Genomic DNA, 19,538 nt, shown 5'->3' on the forward strand with positions numbered 1-19,538 from the left:
CCATGTTTATCGGTCTGTTCGAGACCCTGAAGCGTGCCGGCGTGCCGGTGTCGCTGCGCGAACTCCTCGACCTCCATGCGGTGGTGGAGCGCGGCGTGGCGTTCGCCGACCCGGAGGCCTTCTACCGGGTGGCGCGCACCGTGATGGTCAAGGATGAGCGCCACTTCGACCGCTTCGATCGCGCCTTCGCCGCCTGGTTCGAGGGGCTCGAGGACATGGACGCCGCCATCGAGGCGCTGATCCCCGACGACTGGCTGCGCCGGGAATTCGAGAAGCGGCTCTCCGAGGAGGAGAAGGCGCAGGTCGAGTCCCTGGGCGGGCTCGAGACGCTGATCGAGACCTTCAAGCGGCGCCTCGAGGAGCAGCAGGAGCGCCACGCCGGCGGCAACAAGTGGATCGGCACCGGCGGCACCAGCCCCTTCGGCGCCTACGGCTACCACCCCGAGGGCATCCGCATCGGCCAGGACGGCTCGCGGAACCGCCGGGCGGTGAAGGTATGGGACGAGCGGCGCTTCCGCGACTACGACGACAGCCTCGAATTAGGAACGCGCAATATCAAGATGGCGCTGAGGCGGCTGCGCCGGTTCGCCCGCGAGGGCGCGGCGGAGGAGTTCGACGTCGACGCCACCATCCGCGACACCGCCCGCGACGCCGGCCTACTCAACGTGCGGATGCGTCCCGAGCGCCACAACGCCGTGAAGATCCTGCTGCTGCTCGACGTGGGCGGTTCCATGGACGACCACGTCCGGGTCTGCGAGGAGCTGTTCTCGGCGGCGCGCGCCGAGTTCAAGCACCTGGTGCCCTACTACTTCCACAACTGCGTCTACGAGGGGCTGTGGCGCCACAATGCCCGCCGTTTCGAGGAGCGCATCCCGACCCTGGACGTGTTGCACACCTATGGCAGCGACTACCAGGTGGTGATCGTCGGCGACGCCGCCATGTCGCCGTACGAGATCACCCACCCCGGCGGCAGCGTCGAGCACTTCAACGACGAGGCCGGCGCGGTGTGGCTGAAGCGCCTGGCGGACAAGTTCCCCCGCCTGGCCTGGCTCAACCCCATGCCGCCACGAGCCTGGGAGTTCACCCACTCCACCCGGCTGATCCGCGAGTTGATCGGCGAGCGCATGTATCCCATGACGTTGGAGGGGTTGGAGAGCGCCATGCGCGAGCTGGCGCGCCAGGGGCCCTGATAGCCCTTAACTGGAATATTTCAGTATTATAGCCTTAAAGGGTGATTAACTGGATAAATAGCCTTTTATGGCTATACTGAAGGCATTCGTGTCAGGAGCCCACGCCATGCCCCAGCGAATCGCCGTGCTGACCGGCGACGTGATCGACTCGCGCAAGGTGCAGGACCGCCCGCGTCTCTATCGGCGGCTGGACGCCGCCCTGGCCGCGCAGGCCGAACGCCATGACGGGCGTGCCGGGCGCTTCCGCGGCGACGGCTTCCAACTCGCCCTGCCCCACGCCCGGCACGCCATGACGGCGGCCATCGCCCTGCGTGCCGCGCTCATCGAGCACTCCGAGGCCGAACAGCGCTGGGATGCACGCATCGCCGTGGCGGTGGGACCGGCCCCCTGGCGCGACGATCTCCGAGTGGCGGAGGCCGATGCGGAGCCCTTCGTGCAGTCCGGGCAGCATCTGGACGCCCTGACCGAGGGCCCGGCGCACCTGTCGCTGACGCTGCTCGACGAGCCCGACGACGGTGGCCTGGCACTGCTCGTCCGCTACCTGGACGACCTGGTGGCGGGCTGGTCCCGCTATTCCGCGGAGGTGGTCGGCCTGGGCCTGGCAGACGATCTCTCACAGCAGGCCATGGCCGAGCGACTCGGCATCCGCCAACCCAGCGTGCACAAGCGGCTGCGGTCCGCGCGCTGGCCGCTGCTCGCCGACACCCTCGCCTACCTGGAGACCCGCCTGTCCGACCGGAGCCAACGCCGATGATGTCCACCGATCCTTCCCTGGCGCTCTCCCTGCCCATGGCCCTGGTGCTGGCCCACCTGGTCGGCGACTTCCTGCTGCAGCCCGGACACTGGGTCGCGGACCGCCTGCGCCATCGCCACCGTTCGCGCCACCTCGCCCAGCATGCGCTGGTGCACGGCGCGCTCGCCTGTGCGGTGCTGGCCGTCGCCAGCCTGACCCTGGCGGCCTCGCCGGGGCTGCCGGCCGCCCTGGCCGGCGGCCTGGCGGTGGCCGCCAGCCACTGGCTGATCGACCTGGGCAAGGCGCACCTAGCCGCCGACCGGCTGCGCTGGTTCCTGCTCGACCAGGCGCTGCACCTGCTGGTGCTGGTCGCCCTATGGCTGCTGTGGATCGGCAGCGCAGCGCCGCTGGTCGCCCTGGGCGAGTGGCTGGTCGCGCCGCGGGTGCTCGGCGTGGCCGTCGCCTACCTGGTGGTGACGCGCCCCCTGTCGCTGGCCATCGCCCTGGTCATGCAGCGCTGGAGCCACCAGCTCGAGGACAAGGACACCCTGGCCCGGGCCGGCGCCCGCATCGGCATGCTGGAACGGGTGGTGGTGCTCACCCTGGTGCTGCTCGACCAGCTCACCGCGGTGGGCTTCCTGCTGGCGGCCAAGTCGGTGCTGCGCTACGGCGACCTGCGCGACTCCCAGGACCGCAAGCTCACCGAATACGTACTACTGGGCACCCTGCTCAGCGTCGCCTCGACGCTGGCGCTGGGGATGGTGATCCGGCTGCTGCTGGCGGGGTGAGCCGGACGCCCACTGCCCCGGCCCGCCAAGCGTCGGAATCATGCCTCGAGGTCACGAGGATCGCTTACCCGGCCTCGCCATGTGAGGAGGAAGCCAGCTTTTCCTGGGTGGTGCGGTAGACGCTGTCCAGATGCGTCAGCATGGCCCTCTCGGCGGCATCCGGATCGCCGCGCTTGAGCGCCTCGACGATGTGCACGTGCTCATGGAAGCTGCGCTCGATGGCGCCCTTCTCCAGCAGGACCTGGCGGCGCACGTTGAGGCCGTAGGCATAGAGCTCCTCGGCATAGCCGAGCAGGATCTCGTTGTTGGCATACTCGGAGATGAGCTTGTGGAAGTTCTGGTCGGAGAGCTGGAAGTGCACCGGCGAGTCGAATAGCCGGCTCTGGGCCTCGATCAGTTTCTCGAGCTTCTGGATGCCCTCGACATCGATGTTGATGGCGGCACGACGCGCGATCGCCGCCTCGACCACGATACGGCTCTCGAAGACACTGCCGATGTCGAAGCGATTCACCTTGTCGCCACCGTCCGGATGCGAGCGACTGAATCCCGCCAGCACCTCGTCGCCAGCACGGATCCGGGTCTTGCTGCCATGGGAGACGGAGATCAGGCCATAGGCCGCGAGCTGCGACAGGGCCCCACGCACCGTCTCTCGGCTGACCTCGAAGAGTTGCGCCAGCTCACGCTCGCTGGGCAGGACGTCACCGTCCCGCAGGAGGCCGGTCTGAATCATCTCGACCAGCTTCTCGGTCAGGATGTCCTTCTTCGTCTTGTTCCTCAGCGCCTTCTCGAAGGCGAATGCAGGATTGTCCATAGGGTCCACTCTCGTCATCAGCTGGTCTAAACGCTAGACCATTTGAACCGCTGGGGCTATACGGCCTCTCCACCCTTTATCCCAAAGTCTAAATCGACCAGATGGGGCTTGACGAATGCCATGCGGGATATCTAGATTGTCCCACAACTGGTCTGGTAAACCAACCACTAGACCAGTTCATCGACCTTCCCACCTAACAACCAGGATCGCACCATGCTCAAGAAACTGATCGGATTCTCGACCCTCTCCCTGGCCATCGCGGCCTCCCACGCCCAGGCGGACAAGATCGTCTTCGCCATCGGCGGCACCCCCAACAGCCTGCAGGGGCAGACCGCCCAGGAGTTCAGCGACCGCCTCCAGGAGCGCCTCGGCGACGCCCACCAGGTGGAGTACTACCACAGTGGCCAGCTGGGTGACGAACGCCAGCTCATCCAGAAGCTGAGGGCGGGCACCGTGGACCTCGCCGCCATCTCCTCGATCATGTCCTCCGTATCCCCCGAATTCGCCCTGTTCGATATGCCGTTCCTGGTCAAGGATCGCGACCACCTCAAGCGCCTCGACCAGGAAATCATCATGCAGGACCTGGCCCAGAAAGCCGACGAGAAAGGGTTGAACCTCATCTCCACCTGGGAGAACGGCTTTCGCCACATCACCAACAACGAACACGCAATCGAGACGCCGGAAGACTTGGAAGGGCTGAAGCTCCGCACCCCTCAGAGCGAGTGGCGCACCCTGATGTTCGAGACCTGGGGCGCCAACCCGACCCCCATGGCCTTCTCAGAGGTCTTCGTCGCCCTGCAGACGGGGGTGGTCGACGGCCAGGAGAACCCGCTCAGCAACATCAACGGCGCCAAGTTCCAGGAGGTGCAGGACTACCTCTCGCTCTCCAACCATGTCTACTCGCCGATCTGGCTGACCGCCGGCAAGGGCGGCTGGGGGAAGCTCCCCGAGGACGTGCGCACCGCCATCACCGAGGTCGCCGCGGAGACCCAGGACTGGGCACTGGCCAAGGGCGCGGAACTCGACGACTCGCTCCTCGAGGCCATGCGCGGGGAGGGCATGGAGGTCAATCGCGTGGACCGGGATGCCTTCGTCGAGGCCAGCAACCCTGTCTACGCCGAATTCGCCGAACAGGTAGAGGGAGGCCAGGAACTCGTCGACCGCGCCATGGCACTGGCCGAGGAGTAACGCAAGATGTCATCCACCCCGGGCGCCGTCGAGGCGCCCTTCCCCACGAGATCGCAGGAGGTCCACACCATGAGCTTGCTGGCTCGTGTCAATCTACTGCTGGAACGACTATTGGAGGTGCTGACCGTCTTCCTCCTGCTGGCATTGACCACCATCGTCATCGCCGCGGTGGGCTTTCGCATGGTGGGCAACTCCTTCTCCTGGTACGACGAGGTCGCCTCCATCGGCCTGGCATGGCTGAGCTTCTACGGGGCGAACCTGGCCGCCCTCAAGCGGACCCATATGGGCTTTCCCGGCCTGGTCAGCCACGCGCCTGCCGCCCTTCGCGCCACCCTGTTCATCCTCTCGGAAGTCATCGTGATCGGCTTCTTCCTGGTCATTGCCTACTACGGCTACCGCGTCCTCGACATCCTCGCCTGGGACAGCCTGGTAACGCTGCCGTGGATAGGGCTGGACGTCACCCAATCAGTGATCCCGATCAGCGCCGTGCTGTTCATCCTCTGTGAACTGCTCAGCCTGCCCATGGCCTGGCGCAAGATGCGTAGCGGCGTCCACAGCGAAAAAGAAGAGATCGAGGCCGCCATCCGGCAAGCCGAGGAAGACCTCAAGGAGCACCGCGCATGACTCTCCTGATCATCATCGCCGCCCTCTTCGCCCTGGTATTGATCAACGTGCCGATCGCCGTGGCCATCGGCGTGGTGGGCGTAGTCGGCGTCTACCTCAACATGGGGGCCGATGCCCTGATAAACGTGCCGCTGACGCTATTCAACGGTGCCACCAAGTTCCCCCTGATCGCTATTCCTCTCTTTATTTTCGCCGGGGCGCTGATGAACACCTCGGGCATTTCCATCCGCCTGATCAACCTGGTCACCGCCATCGTCGGCTTCGTGCGCGGCGGGTTGGCGATGGTCAATGTCGGGGTGTCGCTGTTCTTCGCCGAGATCTCGGGTTCGGCCGTCGCGGACGTCGCAGCTACCGGCTCGGTGCTGATCCCGGAGATGAAGCGGCGCAAGTACAACCCGAATTTCACTGCCGCCATCACCTCCTCCTCGGCCTCGCTGGCGATCATCATCCCGCCGTCGCTGTCGATGATCCTCTACGGCGCCATCGCCGACACTTCCATCGTCAAGCTCTTCGTCGCCGGCATCGTGCCCGGGCTGATCGGCGCTGCTGGTCTGGCCGGCGCCTGCTACTACTATGCGGTGAAGTATGACCTGCCCCGCGAGGATTCCTTCTCGCTGGCCACCCTGCGCAAGGCCTTCAGGGAAGCCTTCTGGGCCTTGACCCTGCCGGTGATCATCCTGGGCGGGATCTTCGGTGGCTTCGTCACCGCCACCGAGGGTGCCGGCATCGCCGTGCTGGCCGCCCTGCTGATCGGGGGCCTCGTCTACCGCGAGCTGAACTTGAAGATCCTCTATCGCGCGGTGATCGAGGGGGTCATCCAGACCGCCGTGGTGATGCTGCTGGTCGCCACTTCTGCCGTACTCGGTCTCTTCCTGACCGAGATGCAGCTCCCCCAGCAGCTGGCCAGCGAAATCACCGCGATCACCGAGAATCCGATCCTGGTGCTGGCGCTGCTGAACATCCTGCTGCTGCTGCTCGGCATGTTCCTGCACGGCGCTGCCGCCATCATCCTGGTCGTGCCCATCGTGATGCCCCTGGTGCACCAGATCGGTATCGACCCGATCCACTTCGGCCTGATCCTCACCCTCAACCTGGCCATCGGCCAGCAGACGCCGCCGGTCGCCTCGGTGCTGGCCACGTCCTGCTCCATTGCCAAGACCGACATGTGGGAAACCACCAAGACCAACCTGCCGATGATCCTGGTGCTGTTCGTGGTGCTGATGCTGGTCACCTATGTCCCGGCCATCCCCATGACGCTGGTCAACCTCTTCTATTGATACGGAGCCCTCAATGACCGATTCACGCCCCCTTATCGCCGTCACCCTGGGTGACCCCGCCGGCATCGGCCCGGAGCTGATCGCCCGGCTCTTCGCCGAAACGCCCCTGTTCGAGAACGTGCACACGGTACTGGTCGGGGACCGCTGGGTATGGCAGGAAGGCCAGCGGGTGGCCGGCCAGCCCCATGAGCTGCCCGAGGTCGCCGACTTCGCCGACGCCCGCCGGCATGACGGCCCGGTCTTCCTGCCGGTCGATAGCGTCACCGAGGGTGCCGTCGACTACGCCGAGGAGACCGCGGCCGGCGGCGCCTCCGTGCTCTCGGTCCTGGCGCGCTGCCTGGATGCCGCCCAGGCCGGCGAGGTCGACGCCATCTGCTTCGCCCCGCTCAACAAGTTCTCGATGAAGAAGGGCGGCCTTCAGCATGAGGACGAGCTGCACTTCTTCGCCGAGAAGCTCGGGGTGAGGGGGTACTTCTGCGAGTTCAATACCCTGGGGAACCTCTGGACCTCGCGCATCTCGTCGCACATCCCGCTCAAGGACGCCGCGAGCTACGTGACCGAGGAGCGCATCGTCGCCGCCAGCCGGCTGATCCACGACTCGCTGAAGCTGGCCGGCATCGAGGCACCGCGTGTCGCCGTGGCGGCCTTCAACCCCCATGGCGGGGAAGGCGGCACCTGCGGACGTGAGGAGATCGAGGTCATCGAGCCCGCCGTCAAGGCGTGCCGGGCCGAGGGCTACCCCGTCGAGGGCCCCTTCCCCGCCGACACCATCTTCCTCAAGGCCCGCGACGGCGACTACGACGCCATCGTGACCATGTACCACGACCAGGGACAGATCGCGATCAAGCTGATGGGCTTCAAGCAGGGCGTCACGGTGCAGGGCGGCCTGCCGATTCCCATTTCCACTCCGGCCCACGGCACCGCCTTCGACATTGCCGGCCAGGGCAAGGCCGACGTGGGCCCGACCCGCAACGCCTTCACCATCGCCTGCCGCATGGGCGAGAACCTGAGACGCCAGCGTCTCGCGACCGCCACCAGTGCCTGACGACACCACTTTTACAAGGAACCACGACACATGAAGATCACACAGGTCAGAGCCCGCGTCTTCGAATGGAAGGGCCACACCGTACCGGCGCAGCCCCACTTCTGCTCCAACGCCATGGATGAGCTCTGGGACAAGAGCGACTCCATGGGCACCTTCCGCTTCCACGGTTGGACCACGGTCGAGATCGAAACCGATACCGGCCTGGTCGGCCTCGGCAACGTGGCCCTCGCCCCGCGCATCGCCAAGGCGATCATCGACCAGTACCTGGCCCCGCTGGTGATCGGCCAGGACCCCTTCGACTACGAGTACCTGTGGCAACGCATGTACCGCGCCACCCACGCCTGGGGGCGCAAGGGCATCGGCATGGCGGCGATCTCCGGGGTCGATATCGCCATCTGGGACGTCATGGGCAAGGCGGTGAACCAGCCGGTGTTCAAGCTGCTCGGCGGGCGCACCAAGGAGAAGATCCCCTGCTACGCCTCCAAGCTCTACCGCACCGACCTGAAATCCATGCAGGAGGAGGCCCAGACCTACCTCGACCAGGGCTTCACGGCGATGAAGATGCGCTTCGGCTATGGCCCCAAGGACGGCCCCGCCGGCATGCGCGAGAACCTCAACAGTGTCGCCGCGGTGCGCGAGGTGATCGGCGAGGACATCGACCTGATGCTCGAGTGCTACATGGGCTGGAACCTGGAGTACGCCAAGCGCATGCTGCCCCGGCTCGAGCGCTTCCAGCCACGCTGGCTGGAGGAGCCGGTGCTCGCCGACGACATCGACGGCTACGCGGAACTGAACCGGCTGACCAGCATCCCGATCTCCGGCGGCGAGCATGAGTTCACCCACTACGGCTTCCGCCAGTTGCTCGAGAAGCGTGCCATCTCGGTCATCCAGTACGACACCAACCGGGTCGGCGGCATCACCGCCGCGCGCAAGATCAACGCCATCGCCGAGTCGTTCAGCGTGCCGGTGATCCCCCACGCCGGGCAGATGCACAACTACCACCTGACCATGTCGACCCTGGCCTCGCCGATGTCGGAATTCTTCCCGGTCCACGACGTGGAGATCGGCAACGAGCTCTTCTACTACCTGTTCAAGGGGGACCCCGAGCCGGAGAAAGGCTTCATCGACCTCGACGACGACGAACCGGGTCTCGGCCTGTCGCTCAACGAGGACTACTTCGACCAGTTCCATATCATCGAGTGAGGCCGGCCATGCGACTGATCCAGTATCTCGAGGAAGGGCAGCCGCGTGCTGCCCTGGTAGAGAACCACGACGCCGTGCGACCGATTCGTCTCGATGGCGGCACCTACGCCCTGGCGCGCCTGGCCATCGCCAGCGAGCAGTCCCTGTCGGCGGTGATCGAGGTGCGGCTCGATGAGGAGCTGATCGACTATCAGCAACTCGTCGACGAGAAGCGCCTGCTGCCGCCGCTGACCCATCCCGACCCGGCCCACTGCCTGGTCACCGGCACCGGCCTGACCCACCTGGGCAGCGCCGACACCCGCTCGGCGATGCATGCCAAGACCCAGGTCAGCGAGGCCGAGTTGACCGATTCCATGCGCATGTTCCAGCTGGGCGTGGAGGGCGGCAAGCCGGCCCCCGGCCAGGTGGGCGCCCAGCCGGAGTGGTTCTACAAGGGCGACGGCGACTGTGTGGTGGCCCCCGAGGCGGCGCTGCCCTCGCCGGCCTTTGCCGAGGACGCCGGCGAGGAGCCGGAGCTCGCCGGGCTCTATGTGATCGGCGACGACGGCACCCCCTGGCGGGTCGGTTACGCCATCGGCAACGAGTTCTCCGACCATGTCACCGAGCGCTTCAACTACCTGTGGCTGGCCCACTCCAAGTTGCGCGCCTGCAGCTTCGGCCCGGAGCTGCTGGTGGGCGAGCCACCCGCGCACCTGGAAGGCACCAGCCGTATCGTGCGCGACGGCGAGACCCTGTGGGAGAAGCCGTTCCTCACCGGCGAGGCCAACATGGCCCACAGCCTGGCCAACCTCGAGCACCACCACTTCAAGTACCCCGGCTTCCGGCGTCCCGGCGACGTCCACGTACACTTCTTCGGCACCGCGACCCTGAGCTTCGCCGACGGCATCCAGCCCCGCGACGGCGACCGCTTCGAGATCGCCCTGGCGGCATTCGGCCGGCCGCTGCGCAATCCGTTGCGCGTCGCGTCGCGCCCTCTCGCCACCGACGTCAAGTCACTCTGACCTTCTGGTAGGGCTATCGCAGTTGCCGACAGCGAGGGGCGCCGGGGACAAGCCGAAGAGGAGGTCCTACGCCAGGGGTGAGGAGGATCCCTCCGAACGGGTTGGCCATGGATGGCCAACCCCGGCCCTGCAAGCGGAGCAGGATGCGAGAGCGAAGCAGGGCGTCGGTAGCGCCCAAGGAGGGGTTCACAGCGCCTCCTCGCAGGCTTGTCGCCGGATCAGCCCCGAGCGATGGAAGCTATCTGCGATAGCCCTGGACCTTCTGGAGGACCGCATGACGCCACACGGCACTTCCCTGATCGGCCAAAGCGCCGTCACCGGCGACCAGGCCGTCATCCGCGCCATCGACGAGGCCTGATGCCCCGCACGGCCGGACAAGCGTTCAGTCGCCCGCGGCCGCCCCGGGCAGGTAGTGGATGACATCGTGGAAGCGCAGCGGCCCCTCGCCGAGGTTGCGCATCAGGTGATGACGGTCGGCGTGGAAGCGCAGCCCCTCGCCGGGCGCGAGCCTGCGCTCCTCGCCGCCTTCCAGGGTGAGGCCGAGCACGCCCTCCAGCACCACGATATGCTCCACCACGCCCTGGGCGTGGGGCGTCGAGGCGCTCTCGGCGCCGGGCGCCAGCTCGATCTCGAACATCTCGAAGCCGAGTAGCGGGTCGAAGGCGAACAGCACCCGTGCCTGCATGCCCGCGGCGTCGCGCCCCCAGCGCGTCTCCCCCGCCGTGGCCACTTCGCCCTCGCCGCCGGGCGGGGCGAACAGCGACGAGAAGGAGACCGCGAAGCCACTGGCGATCTTCCACAGCGTCGACACCGTGGGGCTCGACTCGCCGCGCTCGATCTGGCCGAGCATCGCCTTGCTGACCCCGGTGGCCCGGGCGGCGCGATCCAGGCTCCAGCCCTTTGCCCGGCGCAGCGCCCTCAAGCGCTGCGCGATGTGTCCGGCGATCTCCTGCATGCTGTGCTCCTTCAAGGGCCCCGACGCCGATGGCACCGGCGGGTTCGGTGGGGCTCACTTGTGCGTTATAGCGCACGGTGCTAGCCTGCCGGCATTGTACGTTATAGCGCACGTTGGGACGACCCAGGGGGAGGAGACGATGGTGGACGAGACGCGGGCGATGGAAGCGCCGCCGCCCCGGCGTTCGGCGTGGCGAGACCTGAGCCTCTCCACCCTGGTGGCCGGCCTGGTGGCGGTGACCATCGGCTACGGCAGCTCGGCGGTGATCATCTTCCAGGCCGCCGAGGCGGCGGGCGCCAGCCAGGCCCAGATCGGCTCCTGGATGTGGGCGCTGGGCATCGGCTCGGGGCTCACCACCCTGGGGTTCTCGCTGCGCTACCGGATGCCCATCCTCACCGCCTGGTCGACGCCCGGGGCGGCCCTGCTGGCCACCAGCCTGCCCGGGGTACCGATGGCCGAGGCCATCGGCGCCTTCCTGTTCTCGGCGCTGCTGATCACCCTGTGCGGGGTCACCGGCCTGTTCGATGTCCTGGTCCGCCGCATCCCACCGGCGCTGGCCGCGGCACTGCTCGCCGGGGTGTTGCTGCGCTTCGGCCTCGAGCTGTTCGTCACCCTGGAGTCCCGCTGGGGCCTGCCGCTGGCCATGCTGCTGGCCTACGGCCTGGGGCGTCGCCTGGCGCCCCGCTACGCCGTGCTGCTGGTGCTGGTGACCGGCGTGGCGATCGTCGCGGTGCGGGGGCAGCTGTCCCTCACCGGGCTGGGCCTCGCGCCGACGCTGCCGGTGTTCACCGCCCCGGCCTTCGCGCCGGCGACGCTGATCGGCGTGGGACTGCCGCTGTTCGTGGTGACCATGGCGTCGCAGAACCTGCCCGGCAGCGCGGCGCTGCAGGCCGCGGGCTATCGCCCGCCGGTCTCGCCGCTGATCGGCTGGACGGGTGGCGCCAGCCTTCTCCTTGCCCCCTTCGGGGGCTTCGCGCTGAATCTGGCGGCGATCAGCGCCGCGGTCTGCCAGGGACGCGAGGCCCATGTGGATCCGGCGCGCCGCTATGCCGCCGGGGTCACCGCCGGCGTCGCCTACCTGGTGCTGGGGATCTTCGGCGGCACCGTCACGACGCTGTTCGCCGCCTTCCCCCCCGCGCTGATCGCGTCGCTGGCCGGCCTGGCGCTGCTCGGTACCATCGGCAACGGCCTGGCCGGCGCCATGGCCGACGCGCGCCAGCGCGACGCCGCCCTGGTCACCCTGCTGTTCACCGCCTCGGGGGTGACCCTGCTGGGCATCGGCTCGGCCTTCTGGGGGCTGGCGGCCGGCCTGGCCATGCTGGGACTGGATGCCTGGCGCCGCTGAGCAATCCCATGTCGTGGCGAGCATTGGCGGCACGACGCGCGCCTGCTAGGGTGCCAGCCTTTCACCGGCTGGAGAGAGGCCATGAACGAACCGACCTTGACCATCCGCCGCGGAGAGGCCATTGCCCCCCACCTGGAGGCGCTGGCCGAACTGCGCATCCGGGTGTTTCGCGACTACCCCTACCTCTATGACGGCGACCCGGCCTACGAGGCCGCCTACCTGGGCCGCTACGCCGAAAACCCGGCGAGCCTCTTCGTGCTGGCCTTCGACGGCGACGACCTTGTGGGCGCAGCCACGGGCCAGCCGCTGGTCGACGAAGTCGACGACTTCCGCACTCCCTTCGAGGGCGCTGGCATCGACCCGCGGACGGTCTTCTACTACGGCGAGTCGGTGCTGCTGCCGGAGTACCGCGGTCAGGGCATCGGCAAGGCCTTCATGGCAGAGCGGGAGGCCCATGCGCGCGCCGGAGGCTTCGAGATCACGGCCTTCTGCGCCGTGGAGCGTTCCGACGACCATCCCCGCCGCCCCGCCGGCTATGTGCCGCTGCACGGTTTCTGGCGCTCGCGGGGCTACGAGCGCCACCCCGAGCTCGCCACCAGCTTCCGCTGGAAGGACCTGGACGATGCCGAGGAGACCGACAAGCCCATGGTCTTCTGGCTCAAGGCGCTGCGCCCATGACGTCGGCATGCCACAGGGTCACCGTCGCCACCGCCCAGTATCCCATCGACCGCCTGCGGCGCTTCGACGACTTCGTCGACAAGGCCAACCGCTGGGTAGCGGACGCCGCCGGGCGCGGCGCCGAGCTGCTGGTGTTTCCCGAGTACGGCGGCATGGAGCTGACCTCTCTGCTGCCGGAGGCGGTGCTCGGCGACCTCAGCGCCCAGCTCGAGGCATTGCAGCCGCTGCGCGATGACTACCTGGCCACCTGGACGGGCCTGGCCCGGCGCCACGCGGTCACCCTGCTGACGCCCTCCCTGCCGTGGCGCGTGGACGACGATCGCTATGTGAACCGCGCCTGGCTGATCACTCCGGACGGACGCGCGGCCCACCAGGACAAGCAGATCATGACCCGCTTCGAGAACGACGACTGGGGCGTCGGTCCCGGCGACGGCCTGCGCCTCTTCGATACGCCGGCGGGGCGCCTCGGGGTATTGATCTGCTATGACTGCGAGTTCCCCGACCTGGCCCGGACCCTGGTGGAGGCCGGCGCCGACCTGCTGCTGGTGCCCAGTTGCACCGACACCCTCGCCGGCTACCACCGGGTACGCCTCTCCGCCCAGGCCCGCGCCATCGAGCAGCAGGTGGCCGTCGTCCACTCCCCCACCGTGGGGGAGGCGCCCTGGTCGCCGGCGGTCGATATCAACACCGGTCACGCCGCCGTCTATACCCCCTGCGATCACGGCTTTCCACCGGACGGCATCCTGATCCGGGGCGACGACGCCCCCGGCTGGCAGCTGGCCACCCTCGACCTGCCGCTGATCCGCGCCCTGCGCGAGCGGGGCCAGGTCAACAACTTCCATGACTGGCCCCATCAGCACAGTCGCCTGGCCCAGGGGCTCCAACACCTAGATCTGGCGGCCGACTCGAGAGGCTACTGATCCGGGCGGCGAGGCTGCCGCCATCGGCAAGGATCCGACGCCGCGGGGAAGCCTTTTGCCGCCCCTGCCGCTTGGCCGTACAATGCGGGGTCATTGCGGCCGACTCGCGGCCCTTCCCGTTTGACGAGACCGAGGATACGCCGGACCCATGCGCGCCACCCAATTGCTGATCGCCACCCTCAAGGAAACGCCCGCCGACGCCGAGATCGTCAGCCACCAGCTAATGCTGCGCGCGGGGATGATCCGCCGCCTCACCTCGGGCCTCTACACCTGGCTGCCGGTGGGCCTGCGCACCCTGCGCAAGGTGGAGCGCATCGTCCGCGAGGAGATGGACCGCGCCGGCGCCCAGGAGGTGCTGATGCCGGCGGTGCAGCCCGCCGAACTGTGGCAGGAGTCCGGCCGCTGGGAGCAGTACGGCCCCGAGCTGCTGCGCCTCAAGGACCGCCACGAGCGTGACTACTGCGTCGGTCCCACCCACGAGGAGGTGATCACCGACCTGGTGCGCAAGGAGATCGCCAGCTACAAGCAGCTGCCGGCCAACTTCTACCAGATCCAGACCAAGTTCCGCGACGAGATCCGCCCGCGCTTCGGCGTGATGCGCGCCCGTGAGTTCGTCATGAAGGATGCCTACTCCTTCCATGTGGACGAGGCCTCGCTGGGCGAGACCTACCGGGCCATGTACGATGCCTACTCGCGCATCTTCACCCGCCTGGGCCTGGATTTCCGCCCGGTGCTGGCCGACACCGGCGCCATCGGCGGCGACAACTCCCACGAGTTCCACGTGCTGGCCGACTCCGGGGAGGACGCCATCGTCTTCTCCAGCGAGTCCGACTACGCCGCCAACATCGAGAAGGCCGAGGCCCTGCCGGCCCCGCTGGGCACCACGCCCGAGCGCCCCGCCCCCGGCGAGGAGCTGCGCCTGGTCGACACCCCCCATGCCCGCACCATCGCCGCCCTGGTCGAGCAACACGGCCTGCCCATCGAGAAGACCCTCAAGACCCTGATGGTGCACGGCGCCGAGGGCGGCCTGATCGCCCTGCTGGTGCGTGGCGACCACGAGCTGAACGAGATCAAGGCCGAGCACCTGCCCGAGGTGGCCACGCCCCTGACCATGGCCACGGAGGAGGAGATCCGCGCCGTGGTGGGTGCCGGCCCCGGCTCGCTGGGCCCGGTGGGCCTCGAGATGCCGATCGTCATCGATCGCAGCGTGGCGCTGATGAGCGACTTCGGCGCCGGCGCCAACGTCGACGGCAAGCACTACTTCGGCATCAACTGGGAGCGCGACGTGGCCCTGCCGCGGGTGGCCGACCTGCGCAACGTGGTGGAGGGCGACCCCTCCCCGGATGGCAAGGGCACCCTCTCCATCAAGCGCGGCATCGAGGTGGGCCACGTCTTCCAGCTCGGCAAGAAGTACAGCGAAGCGATGAATGCCACCGTGCTCGGCGACGAAGGTCGTGCACTGCATCCGTGGATGGGCTGCTATGGTATTGGGGTGACCCGGGTGGTGGCGGCCGCCATCGAGCAGAACCATGACGACGCCGGCATCATCTGGCCCGACGCCATCGCGCCCTTCCAGGTCGCGCTGGTGCCGATGAACGCCCACAAGTCGCAGCGGGTGCGCGAGGAGTCGGAGAAGCTCTACCGCGCCCTCGGCGAGGCCGGCTACGAGGTGCTGCTGGACGACCGCGACCTGCGACCCGGCGTGAAGTTCGCCGACCACGAGCTGATGGGCCTGCCCCATCGCCTGGTGGTCGGGGACCGGGGGCTCGACAAGGGTGAACTGGAGTACAAGGGACGCCGTGACAGTGATGCCACCATGGTGCCGGCGGAAGAGATCCTCGACTTCCTGCGCGAGAAGATCCGCCGCTAGGCACGCCCCGGCCGGTGGGGCTACGGCCCTGCTGGCCGTTATCTGGCTCGCCGCCGCTCCGCCGGCGGCGGCCGACGATCACGACTTCCTCGACTCGCTGGAGGCCCGGCAGCGCCCGCTGCTGGTCCAGCCGCTGCCCGCCGCGCCCCATACCCTGCGCACCACCCTCGACGAGGCGCTCAGCGCGCCACGCGACGCGGCCGAGATCTGGGCCGCCCGACAGTGGTACAACGCCATGGAGCCGAGCCTCTCGCGCTTCGTGAAGGATGCCGAGCGGCGCGGGCAACTGCTGCAACGCATCTACCATGAGGCCCGCCTGGCGCGGCTGCCGCCGGAGTTGGTACTGGCGGTGATCCAGGTGGAGAGCGCCTTCGAGCCCCAGGCGGTCTCCTCGGCCGGGGCGGTGGGGCTGATGCAGATCATGCCGTTCTGGATCCGTGAGCTGGGCCTGCCCGCCGACGACCTCAAGGACCCCTGGCGCAACCTGCGCTACGGCTGCACGATACTCGCCCACTACCTGGCGGTGGAACACGGCGACCTGACCCGCGCCCTGGCCCGCTACAACGGCAGCCTGGGCAAGAGCTGGTACCCCGAGCGGGTGATGCGCGCCTGGGGTCGCCACTGGCGCCCCGACGCCGGCCTCGAGCGCGTCACCGTCCAGCGCTGAGCCTGGCACTGCCACTTCACCCGGCGCTGGTGATCAGTCCTGCATCCGTCAGTCCCGCCAGCAACAGGCAGACATCGTCGGTGACCGCCTCCCGCGGCTTGCGGAAGTGCTCGGCCAGCAACTCCCCCAGCTCCTCGCCGGAGAGCGCCTCCGACTCCAGCAGGGTCCAGACGGCGCGGCCGGTGGCGTTCAGGCGGTGGATCTCCCCGCTCGGGGCATGGATCAGGAAGAGTTCGTCACGCAGCGGATAGCGGCGTACCCCCGCCGCCGGCCGCCAGCGCGCGTCCGGGTCGAGGCTCTCGCCCGCGCGCGGCGCCATCCGCCCGGCCACCGGCGACGCCGCCCCTGCCATGGCATCGGCCACGCCCTCCAGTTCCCGCGCCAGCCGGCAGGCCGCGGCCAGCGGTTCGCGGTAGCGCAGCAGCAGGCAGGTCAGCCGCTCCATCAAGGGCAGCAGGCGCACCAGCAGGGCCTCGCCGGGCGTGTCGTAGGCGAAGTTCTGGCACAGCAGTTGGGCGAGGCCCTCCCCCGGGGCGAGCCTCAGCACCTCCGGCTCCCGCGCCGTCGCGTCGCGCTCCAGCAGCACCAGGGCACCCAGCGGCCGGCTCTCGCCGTGCTCGGCGAGGCGCCCCGTCGGCGGCACCACGAAGCGGTAGCGGGCGTCCTCGGGGCCGGCCCGGCGCTCGGCATAGGCCGCCAGCTCGGGGGCGACGTCGGGAAGCGGCAGCCGCAGGCGCGGGGCGATGCCCAGCGCCACGCCCTCGCCTCCCGGCGTCAGGCCCAGGACGTCGTCGCCGAACACCCGGTAGCCCGCGGCGGCGAAGGCCACGGTCAGGGTGCTCTTGCCGGCACGGTGGGCCTCGGGAAAGATCGCCAGCCGCCCATCGATCTCGACGCTGCCGCAGTGCAGGCCGATGAGTTCGGGGTGTCGGACGAAGAACTCGCCGGCCAGGTCGGCGATCAGGCTGCAGGCCGCCGAGGCCGACGTGGGCAGGTCGAGCCCCTCGGGCAGCTCGGGGGAGTGCTGGCAATACCCGGCCCCCTGGCCGCGCAGCCGGATGGTGGGTGCCGGTCCCGCCGCCGGCTGCAGCGTCAGCGGCCAGCCCGGCAGGGCCGCCGCCAGGTCCCGCGCCACCTTCGGGGCATCGGTGAAGCGCAGGCAGCGCCCCAGGCCGGCCAGCGACGCGTCCTCGACGTTGCTGTCCATCACCAGCGGTCGGGCCGGCCGAACAGGATATCCTCGGCCAGCCGGATCGGATCGTTTCGATAGTCGTAACGCTCATCGCGACGATGGTAGCGGTCGTCGCGGCGATGGTAGTGGTCGTCGTCGCGGCGATGGTAGTGGTCGTCGTCGCGGCGATGGTAGTGGTCGTCGTCGCGGCGATGGTAGTGATCGTGGCGATGGGCATGGTGACCATCGTAGCGGCTGGGGCGACTACGACTGGGCCGTGAATAGCTGGGTCGGCTGCGACTCGGCCGCGACCGGCGGCCGTCATGGCCGTGCCAGGCATGGGCCTGGCCGACGCTGAACAGGGTCGGGGCCACATAGGCACCGGCCAGGCCCATGCCCAGGGTGGCGAGCAGGCGACGCCGGCGCTGGCGCCTGGCCTCGTCGGGCCGGGAGTCGTCTCGTTGGGCCGTCATGATGCTTCCTCCGAGTTATCGAACAACGTTCAGACTAGCCCTCCGACCTGCCGCTCTCCAGGCCGGGAGGCGCCAATGGCGCTGGTTGTCGATTTGTTCCTCGGCTGTTGCACGATGGCGACGAAAAAAGGCCGACCCATGTGGGTCGGCCACGGGGGGATGACTCCCCCCTCCCCTGACGACTCGCTGTGGCGAATGGCTCAGTGCTTCTTCCTGCGGTGGTCGCGAATGACGAAGCCGATCCATCCCCCCATGAAGGCAATCATCATCGCGACGGTGACGAGTCCGAAGATTACCGCGTCATCCCAGTACATGGCGTTGCCCTCGCGTCTCGATGTGTTGAGTGCACTCTAGCCCGGGAGCGCGAGGGGAAAGCTGACCTGCATCAAGTTTCGCTTGGGGTACGCCCCGGCCCGGGGCGGGAATTGATCCAGGTCAGGTTTCAGGGCACCTTCTTGTCCTCCACCTCGGCGTGATCGGTCCCCGGCGGCAGGGGATGCCCCTTGGCGAGTTCGGCGCGGGTGGCGTCACGCACGGCGAGCACCTGCAGGCGGTAGCACAGGGTGCGACCGGCCAGCGGGTGGTTGGTGTCGATCAACACGCCGTCATCGCGCACCTCGAGCACGGTGACGACCTCCGGTCCGTCGTCGCCCGGGGTCTGGAAGCGCATGCCCGGCGCCAGGTCGTCGACCGGGAAGGCGTCGCGGGCCACCTCGCGCACCAGCGACTCGTTGCGCAGGCCGTAGGCCTCGGCGGGCATCAGCGTCACCGTCAGCTCGGCGCCTTCCGCCTGGCCATCCAGGGCGCGCTCGAGGCCCTCGACGATGTTGTGATGGCCGTGCAGGTACTCGAGCGGCTGCTGGCGGGCGCGGGAGTCGTCGAGCAGCTGGCCGTCGACGTCGCTCAGGACGTAGTGCAGGGTCACCACGCGCTGGGGGGCGATGGTCATGGAACTCTCCTCGAAAAGCGGGGGGATTCGCGGTCGCAGCGGCTCGGCTCAGCCGCGGCGTAGCCGGGAGACGGGCATCTCCAGGCGCTGCTGGCGATGCAGCAGGTCGAGCAGCACGATGGCACGCTCCTCGCCCTTGTGGCTGGCGAACACCGCCTGCAGGTCCTTGAAGGGCCCCTCGGTGATCTCCACCCGGTCGCCGGCGCGGAAGTAGAGGTTGGTATCCTGGTCGCGCCGACTGCCGTGCTCGCGCAGGGTGGCCACCAGGCCGTCGTTCACCGCCACCGGCATGTCGCCGAAGCCGACCAGCTTGAGCACGCCCCGGGTGGAGCGGATGGGACGCCAGTTGCTCACCAGGCGGTCGAGGCGGATGAACAGGTAGTAGGGGAACAGCGGCTCGGTGATCCAGGTCAGCTTGCCGCGGCGCTTCTTCTGGACCTCGAGCACCGGGTGGAACACCTCATAGCCCTGGTTGGCCAGGTGCTCGGCCGCGCGGAAGGACTCGCCGCCCTTGCACTGGATCACGTACCAGCGGGGCACGGCCGCTTCATCATGCTCCTGTGTCTCGTCACTCTCGTTCATGGGACTCCTGTCGGGGGCCGGATGCTGGTATCGCTGCCGGGGCTCTGCAACAATCGGCCCGACGCCCG

The 19,538-nt window shown here is 68.4% G+C and carries 21 protein-coding genes; 14 read left to right on the forward strand and 7 right to left on the reverse strand.

Annotation, left to right across the window (positions count from 1 at the left end):
* The first annotated feature begins 2 nt into the window (after positions 1 to 2).
* The 3 genes from QWY80_RS11620 (at position 3) to QWY80_RS11630 (ending at position 2,711) form a co-directional block, all read left to right on the forward strand.
* Positions 3 to 1,190, forward strand: coding sequence for a vWA domain-containing protein (locus QWY80_RS11620; protein ID WP_290231617.1), 1,188 nt, complete (start codon positions 3 to 5; stop codon positions 1,188 to 1,190).
* Between the two features lie 106 nt (positions 1,191 to 1,296).
* Positions 1,297 to 1,944 (forward strand): hypothetical protein, encoded by a 648-nt coding sequence (locus QWY80_RS11625; protein ID WP_290231619.1) that lies wholly within the window; start codon positions 1,297 to 1,299, stop codon positions 1,942 to 1,944.
* Positions 1,941 to 2,711 carry a DUF3307 domain-containing protein gene (locus QWY80_RS11630; RefSeq protein ID WP_290231622.1) on the forward strand — a complete coding sequence of 257 codons (771 nt, stop codon included), beginning with the start codon at positions 1,941 to 1,943 and terminating at the stop codon, positions 2,709 to 2,711. Before QWY80_RS11625 ends, QWY80_RS11630 begins: the two co-directional genes overlap by 4 nt.
* 64 nt (positions 2,712 to 2,775) lie before the next feature.
* On the opposite strand, the gene QWY80_RS11635 is transcribed toward QWY80_RS11630, so the two are convergent.
* Positions 2,776 to 3,522 (reverse strand): FadR/GntR family transcriptional regulator, encoded by a 747-nt coding sequence (locus QWY80_RS11635; RefSeq protein WP_290231624.1) that lies wholly within the window; start codon positions 3,520 to 3,522, stop codon positions 2,776 to 2,778.
* Positions 3,523 to 3,735: 213 nt separating this feature from the next.
* Here QWY80_RS11635 and QWY80_RS11640 point away from each other — a divergent pair, with 213 nt between their 5' ends.
* The 6 genes from QWY80_RS11640 to araD1 are packed head-to-tail and all read left to right on the forward strand — an operon-like array spanning position 3,736 to position 9,860.
* Complete coding sequence (locus QWY80_RS11640; protein WP_290231626.1) at positions 3,736 to 4,710, forward strand: TRAP transporter substrate-binding protein; 975 nt, start codon at positions 3,736 to 3,738, stop codon at positions 4,708 to 4,710.
* 6 nt (positions 4,711 to 4,716) lie between these two features.
* On the forward strand, positions 4,717 to 5,334 hold the full coding sequence (locus QWY80_RS11645) for a TRAP transporter small permease (RefSeq protein WP_290231628.1): 618 nt from the start codon (positions 4,717 to 4,719) through the stop codon (positions 5,332 to 5,334).
* Positions 5,331 to 6,611 carry a TRAP transporter large permease gene (locus QWY80_RS11650; protein WP_290231630.1) on the forward strand — a complete coding sequence of 427 codons (1,281 nt, stop codon included), beginning with the start codon at positions 5,331 to 5,333 and terminating at the stop codon, positions 6,609 to 6,611. Before QWY80_RS11645 ends, QWY80_RS11650 begins: the two co-directional genes overlap by 4 nt.
* 13 nt (positions 6,612 to 6,624) lie before the next feature.
* A complete protein-coding gene (locus QWY80_RS11655) occupies positions 6,625 to 7,656 on the forward strand; it encodes a 4-hydroxythreonine-4-phosphate dehydrogenase PdxA (protein ID WP_290231633.1) in 1,032 nt (343 codons plus the stop codon).
* A 30-nt stretch (positions 7,657 to 7,686) separates the two neighbouring features.
* Positions 7,687 to 8,859, forward strand: a complete 1,173-nt coding sequence (locus tag QWY80_RS11660) for an L-rhamnonate dehydratase (protein WP_290231635.1) — start codon at positions 7,687 to 7,689, stop codon at positions 8,857 to 8,859.
* Between the two features lie 8 nt (positions 8,860 to 8,867).
* Complete coding sequence (gene araD1 / locus QWY80_RS11665) at positions 8,868 to 9,860, forward strand: AraD1 family protein (protein WP_290231636.1); 993 nt, start codon at positions 8,868 to 8,870, stop codon at positions 9,858 to 9,860.
* Positions 9,861 to 10,242: 382 nt separating this feature from the next.
* On the opposite strand, the gene QWY80_RS11670 is transcribed toward araD1, so the two are convergent.
* Positions 10,243 to 10,815 carry a helix-turn-helix domain-containing protein gene (locus QWY80_RS11670; RefSeq protein ID WP_290231639.1) on the reverse strand — a complete coding sequence of 191 codons (573 nt, stop codon included), beginning with the start codon at positions 10,813 to 10,815 and terminating at the stop codon, positions 10,243 to 10,245.
* Between the two features lie 139 nt (positions 10,816 to 10,954).
* Here QWY80_RS11670 and QWY80_RS11675 point away from each other — a divergent pair, with 139 nt between their 5' ends.
* From QWY80_RS11675 to QWY80_RS19415, 5 genes are all read left to right on the forward strand, one after another.
* Entirely contained in the window at positions 10,955 to 12,160 is a 1,206-nt protein-coding gene (locus QWY80_RS11675; RefSeq protein ID WP_290231641.1) for a benzoate/H(+) symporter BenE family transporter, read from the forward strand.
* A gap of 81 nt (positions 12,161 to 12,241) precedes the next feature.
* On the forward strand, positions 12,242 to 12,838 hold the full coding sequence (locus QWY80_RS11680; protein WP_290231643.1) for a GNAT family N-acetyltransferase: 597 nt from the start codon (positions 12,242 to 12,244) through the stop codon (positions 12,836 to 12,838).
* On the forward strand, positions 12,835 to 13,758 hold the full coding sequence (locus tag QWY80_RS11685) for a carbon-nitrogen hydrolase family protein (RefSeq protein ID WP_290231645.1): 924 nt from the start codon (positions 12,835 to 12,837) through the stop codon (positions 13,756 to 13,758). Before QWY80_RS11680 ends, QWY80_RS11685 begins: the two co-directional genes overlap by 4 nt.
* Positions 13,759 to 13,906: 148 nt before the next feature.
* Entirely contained in the window at positions 13,907 to 15,628 is a 1,722-nt protein-coding gene (locus QWY80_RS11690) for a proline--tRNA ligase (protein WP_290231647.1), read from the forward strand.
* Positions 15,567 to 16,295: a transglycosylase SLT domain-containing protein gene (locus QWY80_RS19415; protein ID WP_353960452.1), complete on the forward strand. Its 729-nt coding sequence runs from the start codon at positions 15,567 to 15,569 to the stop codon at positions 16,293 to 16,295. The genes QWY80_RS11690 and QWY80_RS19415 overlap by 62 nt, the downstream gene beginning before the upstream one ends.
* A 16-nt stretch (positions 16,296 to 16,311) precedes the next feature.
* Here QWY80_RS19415 and QWY80_RS11700 read toward each other — a convergent pair whose 3' ends face one another.
* From QWY80_RS11700 to rfaH, 5 genes are all read right to left on the reverse strand, one after another.
* Positions 16,312 to 17,502 (reverse strand): PqqD family peptide modification chaperone, encoded by a 1,191-nt coding sequence (locus QWY80_RS11700; protein ID WP_290231649.1) that lies wholly within the window; start codon positions 17,500 to 17,502, stop codon positions 16,312 to 16,314.
* On the reverse strand, positions 17,502 to 17,939 hold the full coding sequence (locus QWY80_RS11705) for a hypothetical protein (protein WP_290231651.1): 438 nt from the start codon (positions 17,937 to 17,939) through the stop codon (positions 17,502 to 17,504). Before QWY80_RS11705 ends, QWY80_RS11700 begins: the two co-directional genes overlap by 1 nt.
* A 200-nt stretch (positions 17,940 to 18,139) precedes the next feature.
* The gene (gene ccoM, locus QWY80_RS11710) at positions 18,140 to 18,253 is read right to left on the reverse strand and encodes a cytochrome c oxidase subunit CcoM (protein ID WP_290231653.1); all 114 of its coding nucleotides are present in this window, start codon (positions 18,251 to 18,253) and stop codon (positions 18,140 to 18,142) included.
* 128 nt (positions 18,254 to 18,381) lie between these two features.
* Positions 18,382 to 18,888, reverse strand: a complete 507-nt coding sequence (locus QWY80_RS11715; protein ID WP_290231655.1) for an FKBP-type peptidyl-prolyl cis-trans isomerase — start codon at positions 18,886 to 18,888, stop codon at positions 18,382 to 18,384.
* A 48-nt stretch (positions 18,889 to 18,936) separates the two neighbouring features.
* Positions 18,937 to 19,470: a transcription/translation regulatory transformer protein RfaH gene (gene rfaH, locus QWY80_RS11720; RefSeq protein ID WP_290231657.1), complete on the reverse strand. Its 534-nt coding sequence runs from the start codon at positions 19,468 to 19,470 to the stop codon at positions 18,937 to 18,939.
* Between the last annotated feature and the right edge of the window lie 68 nt (positions 19,471 to 19,538).

The sequence above is a fragment of the Halomonas ramblicola genome, assembly GCF_030409215.1.
Taxonomy (GTDB): domain Bacteria; phylum Pseudomonadota; class Gammaproteobacteria; order Pseudomonadales; family Halomonadaceae; genus Halomonas; species Halomonas ramblicola.